17 protein-coding genes are annotated in these 18393 nt (G+C 67.5%); 9 read left to right on the plus strand and 8 right to left on the minus strand.

Features of this window, described 5'->3' with window-relative positions; all coding sequences use genetic code 11:
- Positions 1-9: 9 nt before the first annotated feature.
- From A5747_RS19300 to A5747_RS19315, 4 genes are all read left to right on the plus strand, one after another.
- A complete protein-coding gene (locus A5747_RS19300; protein WP_076127330.1) occupies positions 10-855 on the plus strand; it encodes an SDR family oxidoreductase in 846 nt (281 codons plus the stop codon).
- 178 nt (positions 856-1033) lie between these two features.
- Positions 1034-1999: a metal-dependent hydrolase gene (locus A5747_RS19305; RefSeq protein WP_076127184.1), complete on the plus strand. Its 966-nt coding sequence runs from the start codon at positions 1034-1036 to the stop codon at positions 1997-1999.
- Positions 1996-2184 carry a ferredoxin gene (locus tag A5747_RS19310; RefSeq protein ID WP_076060441.1) on the plus strand — a complete coding sequence of 63 codons (189 nt, stop codon included), beginning with the start codon at positions 1996-1998 and terminating at the stop codon, positions 2182-2184. Before A5747_RS19305 ends, A5747_RS19310 begins: the two co-directional genes overlap by 4 nt.
- Positions 2185-2188: 4 nt before the next feature.
- Entirely contained in the window at positions 2189-3388 is a 1200-nt protein-coding gene (locus tag A5747_RS19315) for an NAD(P)/FAD-dependent oxidoreductase (protein ID WP_076127186.1), read from the plus strand.
- Here A5747_RS19315 and A5747_RS19320 read toward each other — a convergent pair whose 3' ends face one another.
- Genes A5747_RS19320 through A5747_RS19340 form a run of 5 tightly spaced genes read right to left on the minus strand, consistent with a single transcriptional unit; the run spans position 3389 to position 9135 of the window.
- A complete protein-coding gene (locus A5747_RS19320) occupies positions 3389-4891 on the minus strand; it encodes a class I adenylate-forming enzyme family protein (RefSeq protein ID WP_076127189.1) in 1503 nt (500 codons plus the stop codon).
- Positions 4888-5823: an acyl-CoA dehydrogenase family protein gene (locus A5747_RS19325; protein WP_076127191.1), complete on the minus strand. Its 936-nt coding sequence runs from the start codon at positions 5821-5823 to the stop codon at positions 4888-4890. Before A5747_RS19325 ends, A5747_RS19320 begins: the two co-directional genes overlap by 4 nt.
- The gene (locus tag A5747_RS19330; RefSeq protein WP_198938221.1) at positions 5820-6977 is read right to left on the minus strand and encodes an acyl-CoA dehydrogenase family protein; all 1158 of its coding nucleotides are present in this window, start codon (positions 6975-6977) and stop codon (positions 5820-5822) included. Before A5747_RS19330 ends, A5747_RS19325 begins: the two co-directional genes overlap by 4 nt.
- Positions 6974-8068 (minus strand): acyl-CoA dehydrogenase family protein, encoded by a 1095-nt coding sequence (locus tag A5747_RS19335; RefSeq protein WP_076127193.1) that lies wholly within the window; start codon positions 8066-8068, stop codon positions 6974-6976. Before A5747_RS19335 ends, A5747_RS19330 begins: the two co-directional genes overlap by 4 nt.
- On the minus strand, positions 8065-9135 hold the full coding sequence (locus A5747_RS19340) for an acyl-CoA dehydrogenase family protein (protein WP_076127195.1): 1071 nt from the start codon (positions 9133-9135) through the stop codon (positions 8065-8067). The genes A5747_RS19335 and A5747_RS19340 overlap by 4 nt, the downstream gene beginning before the upstream one ends.
- A 71-nt stretch (positions 9136-9206) precedes the next feature.
- Between A5747_RS19340 and A5747_RS19345 the strand changes: the two genes are divergently transcribed.
- Positions 9207-10079, plus strand: a complete 873-nt coding sequence (locus tag A5747_RS19345; protein WP_076127197.1) for an LLM class flavin-dependent oxidoreductase — start codon at positions 9207-9209, stop codon at positions 10077-10079.
- Here the strand turns inward: A5747_RS19345 and A5747_RS19350 are convergent.
- Positions 10042-10761 carry an SDR family oxidoreductase gene (locus A5747_RS19350; protein ID WP_076127334.1) on the minus strand — a complete coding sequence of 240 codons (720 nt, stop codon included), beginning with the start codon at positions 10759-10761 and terminating at the stop codon, positions 10042-10044. The two genes, A5747_RS19345 and A5747_RS19350, sit on opposite strands and share 38 nt — an antisense overlap.
- Before the next feature lie 30 nt (positions 10762-10791).
- Entirely contained in the window at positions 10792-11625 is an 834-nt protein-coding gene (locus A5747_RS19355; protein ID WP_076127199.1) for a FadR/GntR family transcriptional regulator, read from the minus strand.
- A gap of 64 nt (positions 11626-11689) precedes the next feature.
- On the opposite strand from A5747_RS19355, the gene A5747_RS19360 reads away from it, so the two are divergent.
- Both A5747_RS19360 and A5747_RS19365 read left to right on the plus strand, forming a co-directional pair.
- Positions 11690-14083 (plus strand): CoA transferase, encoded by a 2394-nt coding sequence (locus tag A5747_RS19360; RefSeq protein WP_076127201.1) that lies wholly within the window; start codon positions 11690-11692, stop codon positions 14081-14083.
- Between the two features lie 17 nt (positions 14084-14100).
- On the plus strand, positions 14101-14292 hold the full coding sequence (locus tag A5747_RS19365) for a ferredoxin (protein WP_076127202.1): 192 nt from the start codon (positions 14101-14103) through the stop codon (positions 14290-14292).
- A 1-nt stretch (position 14293) separates the two neighbouring features.
- Here A5747_RS19365 and A5747_RS19370 read toward each other — a convergent pair whose 3' ends face one another.
- Positions 14294-15529, minus strand: coding sequence for a cytochrome P450 (locus A5747_RS19370; RefSeq protein WP_076127205.1), 1236 nt, complete (start codon positions 15527-15529; stop codon positions 14294-14296).
- Between the two features lie 142 nt (positions 15530-15671).
- On the opposite strand from A5747_RS19370, the gene A5747_RS19375 reads away from it, so the two are divergent.
- Complete coding sequence (locus tag A5747_RS19375) at positions 15672-16790, plus strand: aromatic ring-hydroxylating dioxygenase subunit alpha (protein ID WP_198938222.1); 1119 nt, start codon at positions 15672-15674, stop codon at positions 16788-16790.
- A 3-nt stretch (positions 16791-16793) separates the two neighbouring features.
- The gene (locus A5747_RS19380; RefSeq protein ID WP_076127210.1) at positions 16794-18365 is read left to right on the plus strand and encodes an AMP-binding protein; all 1572 of its coding nucleotides are present in this window, start codon (positions 16794-16796) and stop codon (positions 18363-18365) included.
- Positions 18366-18393: the final 28 nt, after the last annotated feature.

The raw sequence follows: 18393 nt of genomic DNA on the forward strand, positions 1-18393 counted from the left end.
CCTGCCGCCATGGCCGCGACGGTGACAGGGAAGATCGCATTCGTTACCGGCGGAGCGTCCGGCATCGGTGCCGCGTTGACAACAAAGCTGTTCGACGGGGGTGCCGAGGTCTGGATCGCCGATCGGCAGATCGGGCTGGCGCAGGAGCTGGCACAACGCCTCGACAATCGCGGTGCAAGGGCGCATGCGGTCGAGCTCGACGTGCGCGACTACTCGTCGTTCGAGGGCGCCGTCGCCGCAGCGGTAGAGCAATCCGGCCGGGTCGACTACCTGTTCAACAATGCCGGCATCGGGGTCGCCGGCGAGGCCGACTCATACACGCTCGATGACTGGAACGACGTCTTCGACGTGAACCTGGGCGGCGTGGTACACGGGATTCAAGCGGTGTACCCGATCATGATCCGACAGGGCTCCGGTCACATCGTGAACACGGCGTCGATGGCCGGTCTCGTCGCCTCGCCCGGCTCGGTGAGCTACACCGCCACCAAACACGCGGTCGTCGGAATTTCGAAGGCGTTGCGGGTGGAGGCCGATCGCCACGGGGTGCGGGTATCCGTGCTTTGTCCGGGTGCGATCCGGACGCCGATCCTCACCGGCGGTAAGTATGGACGGGTCGATATGCCCGGCGTCAGTGACGAGGACATTCTGAAATCGTGGGAGCGGTTGCGGCCGATGGCGCCCGAGAAGTTCGCCGAGCGCGCGCTTCGTGCCGTGTTGCGGGGAGACGCGATCATCGTGGTACCGGCATGGTGGAAGGCGTTTTGGTACCTGGAGCGGCTCTCGCCGGCGTTGTCGATGCGATTGACGAAGGTAGCGCTGCAGCGGATACGTGAATTGGAATCCGCCGCTTCCTGATTGAACTCTCAGGAAAGCAGTACCGACGGTACGAATAACCCGTGACTCGGGCGGGTACGCGCTTGAGTGAACAGTTGTTCCGCGGCGCGGCGCCGTTCGCTTCGCTGGTGGCTTGACTGTTCGCTTCGAGGCAACGAAGGAACCGGCGGAGGCGCTTCGTCGGCGGGAGGAGCTTCTCATGCCAGAGGTCCAACTTCACCACGAAGGACACCCGAAGTACCGGCGGATGGTCCGTTTCGATTGGTCCGACACACCCCTTCACTGGGTGCCCGGCGACCCGTTTACGACCCACATGATCAACGTCCTGCATCTGTTGCTTCCCGAGGGTGAGCGGCACTTCATCAAGGCCGTCCTCGAGGCGTCGTCGCTGGTCGATGACCCCGAGTTGGAGGCGGCCATCAAGCCGTTCATCCAGCAGGAGTCCTGGCACGCCTGGGCGCACCAGATCGTGCTGGACCACCTGGCCGAGCAGGGCATCGACACCAAGCCGTACACCGACCGGCTCGGGAGACTGTTGTCGATAACGCTGGGTGACGCCCCCAAGTGGTTTCCGCCGGCACTGAAACGGTGGTGGCTGTATCGCCGGCTGGCCGATGTGGCCGCGCTCGAGCATTACACCGCGATGCTGGGCCAGTGGGTGCTGACCAACCGAGGCCTGGACTACGCGAAGGCCGATCCCATGATGCTGGACCTGCTGCGCTGGCACGGCGCCGAAGAGGTCGAGCACCGCTCGCTGGTGTACGACGTCTTCCAGCACGTCAGCGGCAACTACTGGATCAGGGCGTTCTCGATGTTCTTCACCACACCGTTGTTCGTCGGCTGGTGGATCGCGGGCGCTCGCTACCTGATGGCCCAGGATCCGACCATCGACCAAAAGTGGCGGTGGCGGGACTGGCTGTGGGCCGCCCGCGAGTACCGGGTGGTCGGCCCCTGGAAGCTCATGGTGACGACGCCGGTCCGGTATCTGCGGCCCAGCCACCATCCCAACGACGAGGCGTCCACCCAGATGGCGGTCGACTACCTCAACTACTCGCCGGTGGCGAAGGCGGCCCAGGAGCGGGCGCGCGCTCAGGCCAAGTCGGGCGGACCCGACGTTTCCCGCGGGGTTTCCGGCGTAGCAGCGGAAAGGGCTGAGGTTCGATGAAGGTTTCGGTGGATCTGGACACCTGCGACGGCAACGGCGTCTGCATGAGCATTTGCCATGAGGTGTTCGACGTGCGAGAAGACGGGCTCCACTTGCTCCAGGACGAGCCGCCCGCGGAGTTGCGCCAGCAGCTGATTGGCGCCGAAGTGTCTTGTCCCACGCAGGCGATCAAGGTGGAGGAGTGAGCCGATGCCGAGTCGTCAGCTGAAGGACGTGGTCGTGGTCGGTGCGGGCGTGGCTGGCACGCGGGCGGCCGAGACCCTGCGGCAAGAGGGCTACGACGGTGCGCTGACCATCGTGGGTTCCGAGCGGCAAGCCCCCTACCATCGCCCGCCGCTGTCGAAGAAGTTGCTTACCGGCGAGGTGCACCGGGCGGGTGTCGACCTGGCTCCGCAGTTCGACTTCGAGGCGCGTGTGCTGCGAGGGGCATCGGCGCTCAAGCTGGACATGGCCGCGCGGGTGGTCCACGTGCGTGACGAAAACCAGGATCTGGCAGTGCGATTCGACGGGCTGGTGATCGCCAGCGGCGCGGTCCCGCGCCAATGGCCGGGCCCGGTTCCCGACGGTGTGTTCGTGCTGCGCACGGTCGAGGATTGCCTGGCGATCCGCCACCGGTTGGGCTCGCGGCCCCGGGTCGTGGTGGTCGGCGGCGGGTTCATCGGTGCCGAGGTCGCCGCGAGTTGCCGGTCGTTGGGCCTGGACGTGGTGCTGATCGAGAAGGCCACGAGCCCACTACTGGCCGCCTTGGGCGGCGAGCTGGCACCTCGCTGGGCGGACCTGCACCGCGACCATGGAGTGGACTTACGGGTCGGCGTGGGTGTCGACGCGTTCGTCGGCGACGGCCGCGTGGAGGCGGTTCGGCTCACCGATGGTTCACAGGTTCCGGCCGATCTCGCCGTCATCGGACTGGGCGTGACTCCCGCCACCGATTGGCTCGAGGGCTCGGGATTGCCTGTGGACGACGGCGTGCTCTGCGATGCCACGGGAGCGGTCGAGAGCGGCACCGACGTCGTCGCCGCCGGCGATGTCGCGCGCTGGTTTCATCCGCTGTACGAACGACACCTGCGTACCGAGCACTGGGACGATGCCGGACGTCAGGGCGCATTCGCCGCCCGGACGCTGCTGGCGGGGCCGGACGACGCGGAGGCGTACGTCGACGTGCCATATTTCTGGTCCGATCAGTACGACGTGAAGGTGCAAATGCTGGGCGTACCAACCGATTACGATGCGCTCGAGGTTATCGAAGGCGATCCCGACAGGTGGGAATTCCTCGCGGCCTACGGACGTGGCGGCCGCACCATTGCCGTGCTGGGGACGGTCTCGAATCGGGTGTACGCCTATCGCGATGCCATCGCGCAGCGCGCCGAATTCCCGCCAAGACGGGCCTGATCAACCGCCCCGGGCCGCGATCATCGCCGAGCGATTGACCTTGGTCGCCGCGGTGCGGGGAATCGCGTCGACGAACTCGACGGTCTTGGGAGCCTTGTAGTGGGCGAGCCGGCTTTTGGCGTACTCGATCACCTGCTGCTCGGTGAGCCTGTCTTGCCCGTCGGCAAGTTGCACCACGGCATGCACGCGACGTCCCCACTGCGGATCGGAGAGCCCGATGACCACCACGTCGGCAATGCCCGGGTGACCCGCGAGTGCCGACTCCACCTCGGCGGGAAAGACATTCGCGCCGCCGGTGACGATCATGTCGACGCGGCGGTCGACGATGTAGAGGTAGCCGTCGTCGTCCAGGTATCCGATGTCGCCGGCCGACACGAAGCCGTCGTCGGTCGACGGCAGTGGCGCCGCGCCGCCCAGGTAGCGGGATCCCGCGCTCATCGGCGCGCGCAGATAGACCTCGCCGTGTTCGCCGGGACCGAGCGGTTTCTTGTCGGCGTCCAGGATCCGGATCTCGGTGTCGCGGAAGCCGCGGCCGACGCTGCCCGGGTGAGCGAGCCACTCGTCGGCCCGCAACGCGGTCAGCCCGAGGTTCTCGGTCATGCCGTACGCCGTCACGATCCGCTCGGGGCTGAGCAGCTCGCACCAGGTGTGCATGAGCGACGGCGGCATCACCGCTGCGCCCTGCAGGATGAACACCACGCTGGACAGGTCGCGCTGCCGGACGTCGGGCCGGGCCGCGATGCGCGACAGCATGGTTGGCGTGGCCGTGAAGTTGGTGATCCGATAGCGTTCGATCACATCCAAAACCAGTGCCGCGTCGAACTTTTCGAGCACCACCAGATGGTCGCCGGCGAGCAGGAACAGGAAGGTGGCGAACCCGTTGGTGTGATACATGGGCGCGGGCACCATGATGGTCTGGGGCTGGGCCACCGGCGTCCAGTTCGCCAGAAACGGTTCGCCGTGCTGCGGCGTCCACAGCGACGGCGCGAGGCTGAGAATCACCTTCGGCACGCCGGTCGACCCGCTGCTGCAGATGCCGTTGGAGTGGGGGGCAACGGCCTCGGGCAGCGGGCTCGTGGACTCGACGCCCGCGCGCGCCTCTAACTCCCAACGGGTGGTTTCGTCGACGACGACGGCGGGGTCGATCACCTCGCGCACCCGCTCTCGCTCCCACTCGGGCAGGTCCCAGTGCATGGGTACGGGAACCGCGCCGATCTTCCAGCATCCGAGGGTCCCCAGCACGAGGTGTACTGAATTCGGGATAGCAAGCGCGACAAGGGAACCCGTCTCGCCGCCGCTGGCCGCCAGCGCACGTCCCCACTGGTTGGCGCGGGCGTCGAGCTCACCGAACGTCAGCGACTGTGCGCTGCCGTCGAGCGCGACGACCGTCACCGCCGTGTCGTCGCGCCGCTCTTCGGCGAGCTGCGCCAGTTTGGTCCCGAACGGGATTCCGTCTTCGAGCGGGTTGGGTGTTGCCGAAGGCGCGACGGGCTGGGTGCTCATGCCGATACCGGACCGCTGAACAGTGTCTCCAGCGAGCCGTCCGGCACACCGGGTATCAGCCGCAGCGTCAGCTCCTCGGTGCTCAGCGGCAATCGGATCAGCGGCTGGGTGTGCCGGTCGAGCACGCTGACGTCGGACTCGTCGCAAAAGCCCAGCGCGCCGAGCAATTGATGGGAGGTCCGCAGCACCTGCCGCGCGGTGTCGGATGCCTTGAGTCGAAGGACGAGCGCGTCGGCCGAACGGGCTTGCGGTGCTACCGATTCCGGACGGGAGATGGTGTATTTAGCCAGCTCGTGGAGCCCGCGCACCGCAACGGCGGCGTCCGCGACGGCGAAACGGACCGCCTGGAAGTCTGCCAGCGGCTTGCCGAACTGGATGCGGGCGCGCACGTGTTCGGTGACGATTCGCAGCGACTGTTGCACCGCTCCCAGAATCCGCCATGATCCCAGCACGAGATGAAGATTAACGTCGGCGGCCGGGACGGTTCCATCCGGTGCGCTCAGGGTGGCCGGCACCAGAAACGGCCCCAGTTTCGCATTGGTCCGCGACCCGGGCTGCGGGTGGTAGCGGTTGCCGTCCAGGTCCGCGGCGATCCAGTCGCCGGGCAGATCGCCGTGATCGATGCGCGGCGCGTCCGGATTGACCAGGGCCAGGCGGGCGCCGTCGATCGTCAGCAGCTCTTCGACGAGCGGATAGGGCAGCGCCGTCGCGCCGGCGGCCTGACAGAGCACCGCGGCGGCCAGCAGATCGTCGGCCGCCGAGCGGACGTCGAGCTCGAACGCGCCGACCTCGCTCAGCGCCGCGCGCGCCGACCGCCGAACCTCGTCATCTGTCTCGGCGCGCAGCGCCGCAGGCGGCCCGCCCAACCGAGTGAGCCGCTTGGCGGCAACGTCGGCGAAGTCGCTGATATCTTGTGGCAGATCGGTTTTCACCGGTGCCCTCCCAACACGTCACGCGCCACCAGCATTTTCTGCACCTCGATGGTGCCCGATGCCACGGTGGCCGCCTGTGCGTAACGCCAATGGTCTTCGATCGCTCCGTGCAACGGTGCCGAGGCGCCGCTGTCGAGCGCGGTGGGACCCAGCACGTCGAACAGCAGCTCGGCCACCTGCTGATCGCACGTCGTGGTGACGATCCGAGCGGCGCTGGCGGCCGCGCCCGCCGCGGCATCGTCCTGCAGCGACACCGCCCGATAGGCCAGCAGCCGCGCCACCCGGAGGTCCACCAACGCACGTACCCAGCGGGCGCGAATCGATTCGGGCAACGCATTCCAGTCGTCGCCGAGCTCGGTGCGCATCCGGTCGAGCAGCGATTCACAGCGGGCGTACCGCGCGATGCCCACCCGCTCGAATGCGAGCGCCTCGCGCATCACCCGCCACCCATCGCCGATCTCGCCGAGGACGTCGCCGGGGTACGCCGGCACGTCGTCGAGGAACATCTCGTTGAGGTGGTGCGGTCCGAGCATCGATCCGATGGGCCGGACGGTGAAACCGGGCCGGTCCATCGGGATCAGAAACAGGGTGAGCCGCTTGGGCTTTGGAGCGTCGGGGTCGGTGCAGGCCGCCAGCACGCACCAGGACGCCATCAGCGCGTACGACGTCCAGACCTTCTGGCCGGTGATGCGCCAGCCGTCTCCGTCGGGCGTGGCGCGGGTACGCAACGATGCGAGGTCGCTTCCGGCCTCGGGTTCGGAAAAGCCTTGGCACCAGATCACGTCCCCGGAGGCGATGGCCGCCAGGTGCTTGGCCTTCTGTTCGGCGGTGCCGTAACGCATCAGCGCCGGACCCACCCAGTTGATCCCCATGTACTGCGGACCGCGCGGCTCGTGTTGGGCCCACATTTCCTCGCGCAGCACCGTCTGCTGCCACACCGAACCACCGCCGCCCCCATGCTCTTTCGGCCAGGCCAGGGCCAGCAGCCCCTCGGAGGCGAGCAGCTTGCAGAATGTTTCGGTGGTTGCCAGGTCGCGGGGATCGTCGGTGCAGGCGCCCAGGAAGTCGGCGGGAATGTGATTGGCTATCAGCTCCCGCAAGTGGTTTCGCAGTTGGCCGGCATCGTTGCCGAGGTCGTAGTCCATCGTGCTCATCCCTTCGGCAGCCCGAGCACCCGCTCGGCGATGATGTTGCGCTGGACCTCCGACGTTCCGCCGTAGATGGTTGCCGCCAGCGCATCCTGGCGTTCGAAGAGCAGATCGGGGTCGCCCGCCGAACGCGGGCCCGCCGCGGTCGCGCTGAGCTCCCAAACACGTTGCAGGGTAACCGATCCGAGCAGTTTCAGGATGTCGGCTTCGGGGCTGGGCCGTCCCGCCAATTCGTCGCCGAGCGCGCGGTAGCCGGTGGCCCGCAGGGCTTCGGCATCGGCGAGCAGCGAGCCGAGCTCGGTGTAAAGATCGTCGTCGTGGGCGCCGCGGACCGAGTCGAGGCCGCGCTTGATCTCGACCCAGTTCATCACCCAGATCATCTGGCGCTCGTGCTGCAGCGAGGCCAGCGCGACGTTCCAACCGCCGTGCAGTGGCCCCAGCAGGTTTTCGGCGGGCACCTCGACGTCGTCGAGGAAGAGCTCGCAGAACGTCTCGTCGGAGATTGACGCCATCCGGATGGGTTCGATCCGCACCCCGGGCGAGTGCAGGTCGAGGATCAGGCACGAGATGCCGCGGTGTTTCGGTGCGTCCGGATCGGTGCGCGCATACAGCGTGCACCACCGCGACTCGTGTGCCTGGGTGGTCCAGATCTTGTGACCGTTGACCCGGAACGCGTCTCCGTCGCGCTCGGCGCGAGTGCGCAAGCCGGCGAAATCCGACCCGGCTTCGGGCTCGGACATGCCCAGCGCCCACCATTCGTCGCCGCGCAGCAGGGGCACCAGCAGGCGGTCGATCTGCGCGGGCGTGCCGAACTGGCGAATGCCGGGCGCGGCGACGTTGGGGCCGGCGATGTTGGGCAGCTTGGGCGCCGAGCGCATCGCCCCCTCGAGTCGCACTTCCATGGCGTCGCGCAGGCCCAGTGATCGACCGCCGTGTTCGCGGGGCCACGTCGGTTGTATCCATCCGGCCTCGAACGCGGCCCGTTGATAGTCGCGCCGCAGGGCGAGGTCCCAGCGATACTGGCGATACCTCTCGTAGTAGTCGTTCGGCAGGAATTCCGTCAGCCAGGCGGCGAATTCCTGCACGACGGCGCTCACGCCGCGCCCCCCGCAAAACGGCGGCCCACCGCGTGGTAGAGCGCGCGACTGTCGCCGAGTAGTGCGGCGCCTTGCCACGCACGCCGGACATAGAGGTGGATGTCGTGTTCCCAGGTCTGCGCCAGCGCGCCGTGCACCTGCACCGCGGTGCGCGCGCAATTGGCCGCGGCGTCGCCGGCCGCCGCCTTGGCCAGCGCCGCTGCGGTCCAAGCGTCCGCGGGCGCGACGCTAGGGTCGCCGAGGCGGGCCGCCGCCGCATACGTGAGGCTGCGGGCGCGTTCCAGGCCGACGTAGTTGTCGGCCAGCGCGTGCTTGATCCCCTGGAACGCCCCGATGGGGGTGCCGAACTGACGGCGCGCCTTGGCATGATCGACGGATCGGTGCAGGGCGGCGCTTGCCACGCCGACCAGGTCGGCCGCGGCGGCTACCAACGGCGCCGTCAGCGCCGACCCGACGCCGACCGGTGCGGCCGCCAACGGCTCGACGTCGATCTCCACGTCGGCCACCGGTTGTGCGGGGTCGGTCGACTCGCCCGGCGGCACCGGCGTCACCCCGTCGCCGCAGCGGGCCACGGCCACCAGGACGCCGTCATCGGATCGGGCCAGCGTGACGATCAGCTCCGACCGGGACAGGTTGGGCACCGCGACGGCCCGTCCGCGCAGGCGCCCGTCCCGCAGGGTCATCGGGGCCCCGGGCAGTCGGCGGCCGGGGCAGTGCACTGCCAGGGTGGCGACGACGCCGCCGGCGATGTCGGCCAGTGCCGCGTCGAGGCCACCGGCGCGCAACGCACCCGCGGCCAGGCCGACGCTGCTCAGCAACGGGATCGGCGCGATTGCGGCGCCGCACTCCTCGAGAACAACCGCCAGCTCGACGGGCCCGTAATCGCCGCTAGCCTCGGGTGCGGCAAGTTCCGTCCAGCCGAGGTCGACCACCGTCTTCCACAGGGCGCGCCAGCGTTCGGGGTCGGTCATCGCTTGCCGAGCGGCGTCGGGGGGACACTCGGTGCGCAGGATGTCGCGCACAGTGTCGCGCAGCGACAGCTGCTCCGAAGTCAGACCGACGTCCATAAGACCCCTAACATAATAAAAATAGTAAACTAGCGACGCTGTTGCAATCGGCGCGAGCATTGGGTGGGCGCATGGTCGAGTGGTATCTGTTCCTGCCGCAGGTGAGGTTGTCCGCGGCCGACATCGCCGATCGGGCGCTGCACGCCGAGGCCAGCGGCTTCGACGGAATCGCCTTCATCGATCATCTGGAAGCTCCCGGGCTGCCCAACGAAAGCATTTGGGAGGCAATGGCGATTGCGACGTGGGTGGCGGCCAAGACCCAGCGGCTGCGCATCGGTCACCTGGTGCTGTGCGACGCCTTCCGGCATCCCGCCGTGCTCGCCAAGCAAGCCGTCACCCTGTCGGAGGCTTCCGAAGGGAGATTCGACCTCGGCCTCGGCGCGGGATCCTGGCCCGCGGAATTCAGCAGATTCGAAGTAGGCCAACAGGATCCGGTGGCCCGCGTTGCGCAGCTCGGCCGTCACCTGGCCCTGCTCCGCCAGTACTGGGGCGACGGCGCCGACGGCGGCGGCCCCGTTCAGCTACCCAACCGGAACCATCCGATACCGCTGGTCCTGGGCGGCAGCGGACCGCGCATGATGGAACTCGTTCGTAACTATGCGGATTGGTGGAATCTGCAGGCGGATCGCCTCGACCGGCTGCCGAAGCTGGCCCCGCGAACGGGATCCGCGCGGGTCTCGGTTCAGCAGATGATCGGGTTCGCCCGGTCGGGCGACGATCCGAACGCCGTCCGCGAGGTGAGCACCCGACGATTCGGCACCCTGGGGTCGGGCCTGGTGTGCGGGGACGCCGACGAGCTGATTCGGCACTTCGGCGGTCTGGCCGGCCAGGGCGTCGAGCGGTTCTATGTGTGGTTCGCCGATTTCGCCAAGCCCGATTCGCTGCGGGAGTTCGGCGAATCGGTGATCAAGGCGTTCCCTGACGCCGGCGCCGCGCTTCGGTAGGCACCACCGGCGGGCGGGCATACGGGCCCCGCTGCACGGCGGAAAGCCGTATCTCCGGCAGGTCGACCGACGGGTCGACGGTGTCCAGCCAGGCGACCGCATCCGCGACGTCGGACACGCGAATTGCGTACATCTCGAAGGGAACATCCTGCAGCATCTCGGTTTCCACCGGGCCGGGCGTGACGATGTGCACGGCGATACCGTCGCGGTCGACCTCGAGCGCCAACGCGCGGGCGAACGCGTTCATGCCGGCCTTCGACGCGGAGTAGGCGGTGCGGGCCATCATGGGCTCGTGCGCCGCCGACGACGAGATGAACACGAACCGCGAGCCCGCGCGCATCCGGGGCAGTGCCGCGGCGGTGACGACGAAGCACGAATCCAGGTTGGCCGAAATGATCGTCCGCCACTGCTCGAAGGTCTGCTTGCGCGCGTAGGTTCCGCCCAGCGTGCCGGCCGCGTGAACGACGAGGTCGATCGTGTCCAATGTGCTTATCGCAGAAGCAAATCCGTCCGGGTCGGACGCATCGGCCACGACGTATCGCGCACCGAGCTCCTCGGCGGCCGCGCGCAGCGGGCCCTCGCGCCGGGCTACCAGCACCACGTCGTAATCCAGCTCGCACAGCTTGCGACCGCATCCCTTGCCGATCCCGCCGCTGCCGCCGGTGACCACTGCGGTTCGCATGGACTTGCCGCTCACCCAGCAGGCTTCCTCTCAGGAGTGCCGGATATCCCGCGGGCGTGACCCTGAACGGGACTGGGCCTGCGGTGAAAGCGCGTAGATCCGTTGATCGGGCCGGCCGGACAGCACATACGTTTGCGTGTCGGCGAGGTGGCGGCCCGCGATGCGACGAGCCCGGTCGACGTCACCCTCCGCGATCGTCTCCGTCAGCTTGGTGTGGGTGGCCAGAACCGCGCGGCGCTGCGCCAGCGACGGGTAGGTGCCTCGTGCGGCGCTCTCGTCGGCCCACTGCTGTTCGTGGCTGGTCCACAGCGTCTCCAGGCTGCCGACGACCGCGATGATGGTGTGGTTTCCGCAGCCGCGAACCATGAGATCGTGGAATTCCCGGCCGATTTCGGTGAAAAGCCGACCGTCGTCGAGGTGTTCGGCCATCGAATCGTTGACCCGCTTGAGCTCCGGCACCAACGTGTCGGCGCGGTCGGGCCGCTGGGCGGCCAGCGCGGCGCAGGCCGGCTCGAGTTCCTGCAGCGCCATGCCCAGATCGGCGACCGCAACGGACTCGCTCTGCAGAAGCAGGCCAAGCATGTAAGCAGCGCTGGTCTTCGCCGGTGCGTGCACGACGGCGCCGCCGCGGTTGCCCCGGCGGACCGAGACGAGTCCCTCGGTCTCGAGGATCCGCAGCGCCTCGCGCAGGGAGACCAGGCTGACGTTGAACTGTTCGACCAGTACCTCCTGGCGGGGCAGCAGATCGCCGTCGGCGAGCTCGCCGTCGATGATCTGACGGCGCAACTCGTCGGCTACGATTTCGGCGATCCGCGGCGCCGACAACCGGCGCCTTGCGTCGGTCCCAATTCCCAAGGCGGTCATCCGATCCTCGATACAAGCAACTGGCTGGCTTAGCTATCTTAGCAGTAATGGTATAAATAGCTGGGTGAGTCGCGGATCCGACGCCCGGCCGACACCGCTGCACGACCTGCGTGTCGTCGAGATCAGTGACCGGATAGCCGGCAGCTACTGCGGCAAGTTGTTGGTCGACGCCGGGGCGCAGGTACGGAAAATCGAACCACCGCAAGGGGATTCGTTGCGGCGGTATTCCGCCACCTGTTCGGCGGTGCCGGAGGGCTCCAGTTCGCCGTTGTTCAGTTACCTCAACGCGGGCAAGCGCAGCATGACCATCGCCGGGGACGCTGAAGATTTGGCGCGCTATCGCGCCGAATTGGCCGCCGCCGATGTCGTGATCGTCACCGCCGGCCGGTCGCGGGCGGCGGCGCTGGGGATCGATCCGGATGTGCTCCTGGCCGACTCGCCGCGGGCGGTCATCGTCACCATCTCCGACTTCGGCTGGACCGGACCGTACGCCGACCGCGCCGCCAGCGAGTTCACCCTGCAAGCGTGGGCCGGCTCGCCCGGATTCCGCGGCGATCCCGCCGGGCCCCCGATCACCATCGGCGGCGACCTCGGCGAGTACATGGGTGGTGTGTTCGCCGCGTTCGGTGCGCTCGCGGTGCGCCGACGCGTCGAGCGCGGCGGGCCCGGCGAGCATCTCGACTTGTCCATGCTCGAAGCGATGACCCTGATGCAAAGCAGCGAGTGGCTGCATTCGCAGTTGCTGCGGGTGCCTCCCATCAGCCGCACCACCGAGGTGCCGTCGATCGAACCCGCCAAGGACGGCTACGTCGGGATCACCATGGTCACCGGCCAGCAGTGGCTCGACTTCCTGGCAATGGTCGAATGCCCCCGGCTCGAGGAGATCGAGCAGCTGCGTTTTCAAATCGGCCGATGGGAGTACCGCGACCTGATCCGCGAGCAGATTCACCCGTGGCTGGCCGAACGGACCGTCGCGGAGATCGTCGAACTCGGGCAATTGTTCCGGCTGCCGATCGCCGAGCTGGGCAACGGCTGCACCATCCGGGACATGGAGTACATGACGCAGCGTGGGGTGTTCGTCCACAATCCCGCGGGCTTTCATCAGCCGCGCGCGCCGTGGCTGATGGCTGCGTGCGCCCCCGCGCCACCGGGCCACACCGCTGCCGTCGGCGCGGACAACGACGAGCCGCCTTGGCGGAAAAGCGAATTCGAGCCAGAGCCTGCGCCGAGGACGCGACCACTCGAAGGCGTTCGCGTCGTCGATCTGACCGCTTTCTGGGCCGGGCCGGCCGCAACCCACCTGCTGGCCGCCTTCGGCGCCGACGTCGTCAAAGTGGAGTCGATCCAGCGGCCCGACGGCATTCGTTACTCGGGCGGGATGCGCAAAGACGTGGACGACTGGTGGGAGTACGGGTGGGTGTTCCACGCGATGAACACCAACAAGCGTTCCGTCACACTGGATTTGGGTTCCGACGAGGGTCGCCGCCTCTTCAAGAAGCTGGCGGCCGGAGCCGATGTCGTGATCGAGAACTTCTCGCCACGCGTGATGGACCACTTTGGGCTGACCGCCGACGTGCTGTTGGAGGTCAACCCCAAACTCGTCGTCGCCCGGATGCCCGCGTTCGGGCTGTCCGGTCCGTGGCGCGACCGGGTCGGATTCGCCCCGACGATGGAACAGATCGCCGGCCTGGCCTGGGTGACCGGACTGCCCGACGCTGCGCCGGTGGCGCCGCGGGGAGCGTGCGATCCGCTGGCCGGCGTGCACGCCGCCTTCGCCGTGCTGGCCGCGCTGAACTTCGCCGAGCGCACCGGGACGGGACAGCTCGTCGAGCTGCCGATGCTGGAAGCCGCGTTGAACGCCACCGCGGTACAGGCGATCGAATCCGAGGTCTTCGGGGTGACGCTGAGCCGCCGTGGCAACCGCGGGCACTGCGACGTGATCCAGAACCTCTATCGCTGCGCCGGCTCGGACGATTGGATCGCGGTCACGGTGCAAGACGACCGGCAGTGGCGCGCGTTGGTCGATCTGATGGATCGGCCCGCGTGGTGTGACGAGGGCCTGTGCACCGTCGCCGGCAGGCGCGAGCGAGCCGACGATATCGATCGACGGCTGGCTGAGTGGTTCGCCGCCCAGCCCCTGGACTCCGCGGTGGAACGGCTGGCCGGCGCGGGCATTCCCGCGGCACCCGTCGTGTCGCCGTCGCTGGTGACCGACAACCTCCAACTCCGTCATCGGGGATTCTTCGAGGCACTTGACCATCCGAGCACGGGGGCCGGTCTCTATCCGTGCCCACCGTTCGCGGCGCTGGCCGGTCAGGAAAGGTGGCTGCGGCGTCCGCCGCCGCGGCTGGGCGAGCACAATGGGGAGATACTGCGCGATCGGTGCGGGCTGACCGACGACGAACTAAAGAAACTTGCCACCGACGGGGTGATCGGGACCCGTCCCAAAGGCCTCTAGGAGTAAGGGGACATCTGATGCGCGTCACCGTCGACGAGAACCTGTGTGAAGCCAACGGCTTCTGCGAATCCATCGCCGCCGACATATTCGAACTGGGCGACGCCGACGTCGTGCAGATCGCGGACGGACCGGTGCAGCCCGAGCGGGAGATCGACGTCCGCGCCGCCGTCGACCAGTGCCCGAAGGCCGCCCTGCGGCTGGTCGACTGATCTATCGCCCGGTCAGCGATACCGCCATCTCGTCGTAGATCGACATGTTGGTGGTCAGATTCGGATAGGTCACTGTGGCCGGGCCAATTTCGATGTCGCCGCAGCGCAGCAGCAGCTCGTCGAACACCGCGCGAAGTTCGGCGCGGGCCAGCATCGCGCCCAGGCAGTGGTGTGGGCCGCCGCCGCCGAAAGCCACATGCGGGTTGGGCTGCCTGCCGATGTCGAAGGTGAACGGCGAGGCAAAGACGTCCTCGTCGCGGTTGGCCGAACGCAGCATCGACACCACTCGGTCGCCCTGGGGAATGTGCTGACCGTCCATCTCCACGTCGACCTTGGCGGTGCGCGTCCAGTACGCCACCGGCGACGCCCAGCGCAGCACCTCCTCGACGGCGGTGGGCCGCAGTTCTTCGTGTTCGCGATACCGTTGCGCCTGTTCGGGATTGGCGACGAAGGCCTGCAGCCCGATGGCCAGAGCGTTCTTGGTGGTGTCGCTGCCGGCGAACGTCAACACGAAGAAGAAGAATTCGAGTTCGTTGGCGGGCAGGCTGAACTCTTCGCCGTCGTCGCCGGTGATCACCGCGGAGGCCAGCGTGCTCCAGATGTCGTCGGCGGGATTGCGCCGCTTTTCGGCGGTGAGCTCCATCGCGTACCCGAAGATGGTGGCATAGAGATCCGCATAGTCCTGGCGGCTTGGCCGCGCCCCGGGCGAGTTGGCCTTCAGGATGCGGTCCAGGGAGTCGAAGATTCGCGGCCGGTCTTCGTCCGGTATGCCGATGATGTCGCCGATGACCGTCATCGGCAGCGCGTCGGCGACGTCGGAGATCCAGTCCCCGCCGCCCTCGGCGAGTAGGTCGTCGATCATCCGCGCCGCGCGCGCCCGGATGCCGTCCTCGAGTTTGGCGATCGCGCGTGGGTTGAACGCGTGGGAGATGAGTTTGCGGCGCTTGTTCAGCCCCGGCGGGTCCATGTTGATGATCGTCGGATACGACGAAAACATGCCGACCGGCTGGATCAGCGGGCCGTCGACCGCAGTGAACGAATCGGTGTCCCGATGCAGTCGGACGGCGTGACGGTGCTTGGTGGTCACCCAGAAATCGCGCTGAACCGTCTTGACGACGCCCGGGGTCAGTTCGTGGCGGAAAAGCGGCCTGGTGCGGCGCAGCTCGGTGAATAGCTCGTCCGGAAAACCGTTGCGCCACAGGGCGAGATCGGATAGATCCACCGCCGCAGCAGTCATTTGCAACCTCGCTCAGTCCGGACGTGCCTCGCGCCGCGTTGACGTTCAATGCTTAAGATAGTAAAAATAGATCCAGACGTCGAACCGCGGTCGGCCCAGTAGCGCACGGCTCCTGCTGGTCCAGGCGGGATACGGAGTACTCGTGACGCATACGATTTCAGACCCAACCGAGTCCGATCCGTCGGAACGGGAGTTCGGACAGGGTGGCATCGCGCTGTCGACCTACCGGTTCCCCACGGGCTGGTTCATCGTCGCCTTCGCCTCCGATCTGCAGGCCGGCCAAGTCAAGCGGCTGCACTACTTCGGCGAGGAGCTGGTGCTGTTCCGCACCGAGTCCGGCGAGGTCCATGTGATGGACGCCTATTGCCAGCATCTCGGCGCGAACCTGGGCGTCGGCGGCACCGTCGAGGGCGAGAACATCGTCTGCCCCTGGCATGGTTGGCGCTGGCGCGGCGACGGCACCAACGCGCTGATCCCGTACAGCAAGATCGGATGCAAGAACAACGTCCGCATCCGCACCTACCCGAGCCAGGAGTGGTACGGCTTCATCGTGGTGTGGCACGAGCGTCACGGCCGGGCGCCGTACTGGCAACCGCCGGTGCTGCCCGAGCTGGAAACCAACGAGTACTACCCACTGCACCCGCACACCCAGATGCTCAACCGCGTCAAGGTGCACCCGCAGATGATCATCGAGAACGCGGCCGACCCGTACCACGTGCAATACGTGCACAAGGCCGCCAATCCCGCGACGACGGCCTCATTCGAGGTATCGGGCTATCACCTGCACGCCACCGTCAACGCGCATTTCGGCGGCGGCCGGGCATCGACCTGGTTGACCCCGAACGGGCCGGTCGACGCGAAGATCATCTACGACAACTACTCGCTGGGACTGGGCATCGTGCGGTTCCCCAGCGACCTGGTCGGCACCATCCAGGTCACCGGGCAGACGCCGGTCGACGAGGATTACACCGACTACTTCTACACGCAGGCGTCCGTTCGCGAGCCGGGCGACACCGGCGACGTGCCCACCGGGCGTGCCGCCAAATTCCTGGCCCTGCAGCAAGAAGTCATCAAACAGGACTTCTTCACCTGGGAGAACATGAAGTATCTGGAAAAGCCGAACCTGGCGCCCGAGGAGGCACACGACTACGCCGCCCTTCGCCGCTGGGCCCACCGCTTCTACCCGGGAACCGAACCTTCGCCCACCGACTTCGGCTACACCGCCGCGGGTGAGCCCGACCCGGCGGCTGCCAAGGCCTGAGACTTGCTCGGGCCCTCCGATTTCGGCGTCGATCGTTTCACCGTGCCGGCCGTGCTGGATCGCCGGGCCGAGCAGTATCCCGACCGGGTGATGATGTCGATCGCGGGCGTCGACGTGACCTTCGAGCAGATGCGCCGACGATCCTGCGCCGCCGCGCATGTGCTGACCGAAATGGGCGTCGGCCCAGGGGAATGCGTGGCGCTGTTCACCGCCACCTGCCCCGAGTGGGTGTACTTCTGGCTGGGCGCGGCGCGCATCGGCGCGGTAAGTGCGGCGGTCAACGCCGCGAACAAGGGCGACTTCCTGCTGCACACCCTGCGATTGGCCCAGGCCAAGGTGATTCTCACCGACCCCGAGCGACGTTCCCGCGTCGACGAGGTCACCGACGGGTTGGACACGGTTACTCACGTTGTGGTGCAAGATGATTCACTCGCCGAGGCGCTGAGCGCCGCGCCGGCGGGCGACGGCGGTAGGCCCGGCATAGCCACACGCGCCGACCAGCTGGGATCGCTGTTTTACACCTCGGGCACCACCGGGCCGTCGAAAGCGGTTGCCACGACGTGGCATTACCTGTTCTCGGTGGCCGCGACCGCCGCCGCGGCATGGGAATTTCGCGCCGGCGAGGTGCTGTGGACGGCGATGCCGTTGTTCCACCTCAGCGCCGCGCCCAGCGTGCTGGCCCCGATGCTGGTCGGCGGAACGACCGTGCTGGCGCGGGCTTTCCATCCCGGCGAGGTGTGGGATGACATCCGCACCCGCGGCGCCATCGGCTTCGCCGGCGCCGGCGCGATGGTCTCGATGCTGCAGAACCTGCCGGCCGATTCGCGCGACGCGCAGCTGCCGCTGCGGTTCATCTCGGCCGCACCAATCGACGCGAAGTCCTACCGTGCCATCGAAAAGCGTTACGGCTGCCGCATCGTCACGATGTACGGGATGACCGAAGCGTTTCCGATCGCCGTCAAGAACGTGGCCGACGACGGGGTTCCCGGGACGTCGGGCCGGCCCAACCCCAACTTCGAGGTGCGCATCGTCGACGAGGACGGCAGCCCGGTGCCCGCCGGCACCGTCGGGGAGATCACCTGCCGGCCCAGGCACCCGCACGTCATGAGCGAGGGCTATGTGACCGACGGCCTGCAGGTTGCACCCCACCAAGAGTGGTTCCGCACCGGCGACCTCGGCCGGCTCGACGCCGATGAGAACCTGACCTATGTGGACCGCATCAAGGATTCGCTGCGCCGCCGCGGCGAGAATGTCTCCTCGGTTGAAGTGGAGGCCGTCGTCATGCGTCATCCCGCGGTGGCCGAAGCCGCCGCGATCGCGGTGCCCAGCGAGCTGGGCGAGGACGACATCCTGCTGATCGTGACGTTGCGTCCCGGCGCGACATTGGATTACGCGGAGTTGCTCGACTTCTGCGCCGCCCGCATGCCGTACTTCTGCGTGCCGAGGTTTGTCGAGACCGTCAGTGAACTTCCGAAGAACGTCATCGGGCGAATACGTAAAGATCTGTTGCGATCTCGGGGATTGAATCCCGGCGCCTGGGATCGTGAAAGGCACGGTTATATCGTTGCGCGTTGAATTGAGTTAGCGTTACATGCAGGCAATT

This window comes from Mycobacterium sp. IS-836 (genome assembly GCF_001954275.1).
Classification (GTDB): domain Bacteria; phylum Actinomycetota; class Actinomycetes; order Mycobacteriales; family Mycobacteriaceae; genus Mycobacterium.

Bases quoted from the DNA above. Each gene is read 5' to 3' on its own strand.
- A5747_RS19300 (WP_076127330.1), top strand. From the start codon at position 10: ATGGCCGCGACGGTGACAGGGAAGATCGCATTCGTTACCGGCGGAGCG.
- A5747_RS19305 (WP_076127184.1), top strand. From the start codon at position 1,034: ATGCCAGAGGTCCAACTTCACCACGAAGGACACCCGAAGTACCGGCGG.
- A5747_RS19310 (WP_076060441.1), top strand. From the start codon at position 1,996: ATGAAGGTTTCGGTGGATCTGGACACCTGCGACGGCAACGGCGTCTGC.
- A5747_RS19315 (WP_076127186.1), top strand. From the start codon at position 2,189: ATGCCGAGTCGTCAGCTGAAGGACGTGGTCGTGGTCGGTGCGGGCGTG.
- A5747_RS19320 (WP_076127189.1), bottom strand. From the start codon at position 4,891: ATGAGCACCCAGCCCGTCGCGCCTTCGGCAACACCCAACCCGCTCGAA.
- A5747_RS19330 (WP_198938221.1), bottom strand. From the start codon at position 6,977: ATGAGCACGATGGACTACGACCTCGGCAACGATGCCGGCCAACTGCGA.
- A5747_RS19340 (WP_076127195.1), bottom strand. From the start codon at position 9,135: ATGGACGTCGGTCTGACTTCGGAGCAGCTGTCGCTGCGCGACACTGTG.
- A5747_RS19345 (WP_076127197.1), top strand. From the start codon at position 9,207: ATGGTCGAGTGGTATCTGTTCCTGCCGCAGGTGAGGTTGTCCGCGGCC.
- A5747_RS19350 (WP_076127334.1), bottom strand. From the start codon at position 10,761: ATGCGAACCGCAGTGGTCACCGGCGGCAGCGGCGGGATCGGCAAGGGA.
- A5747_RS19355 (WP_076127199.1), bottom strand. From the start codon at position 11,625: ATGACCGCCTTGGGAATTGGGACCGACGCAAGGCGCCGGTTGTCGGCG.
- A5747_RS19365 (WP_076127202.1), top strand. From the start codon at position 14,101: ATGCGCGTCACCGTCGACGAGAACCTGTGTGAAGCCAACGGCTTCTGC.
- A5747_RS19370 (WP_076127205.1), bottom strand. From the start codon at position 15,529: ATGACTGCTGCGGCGGTGGATCTATCCGATCTCGCCCTGTGGCGCAAC.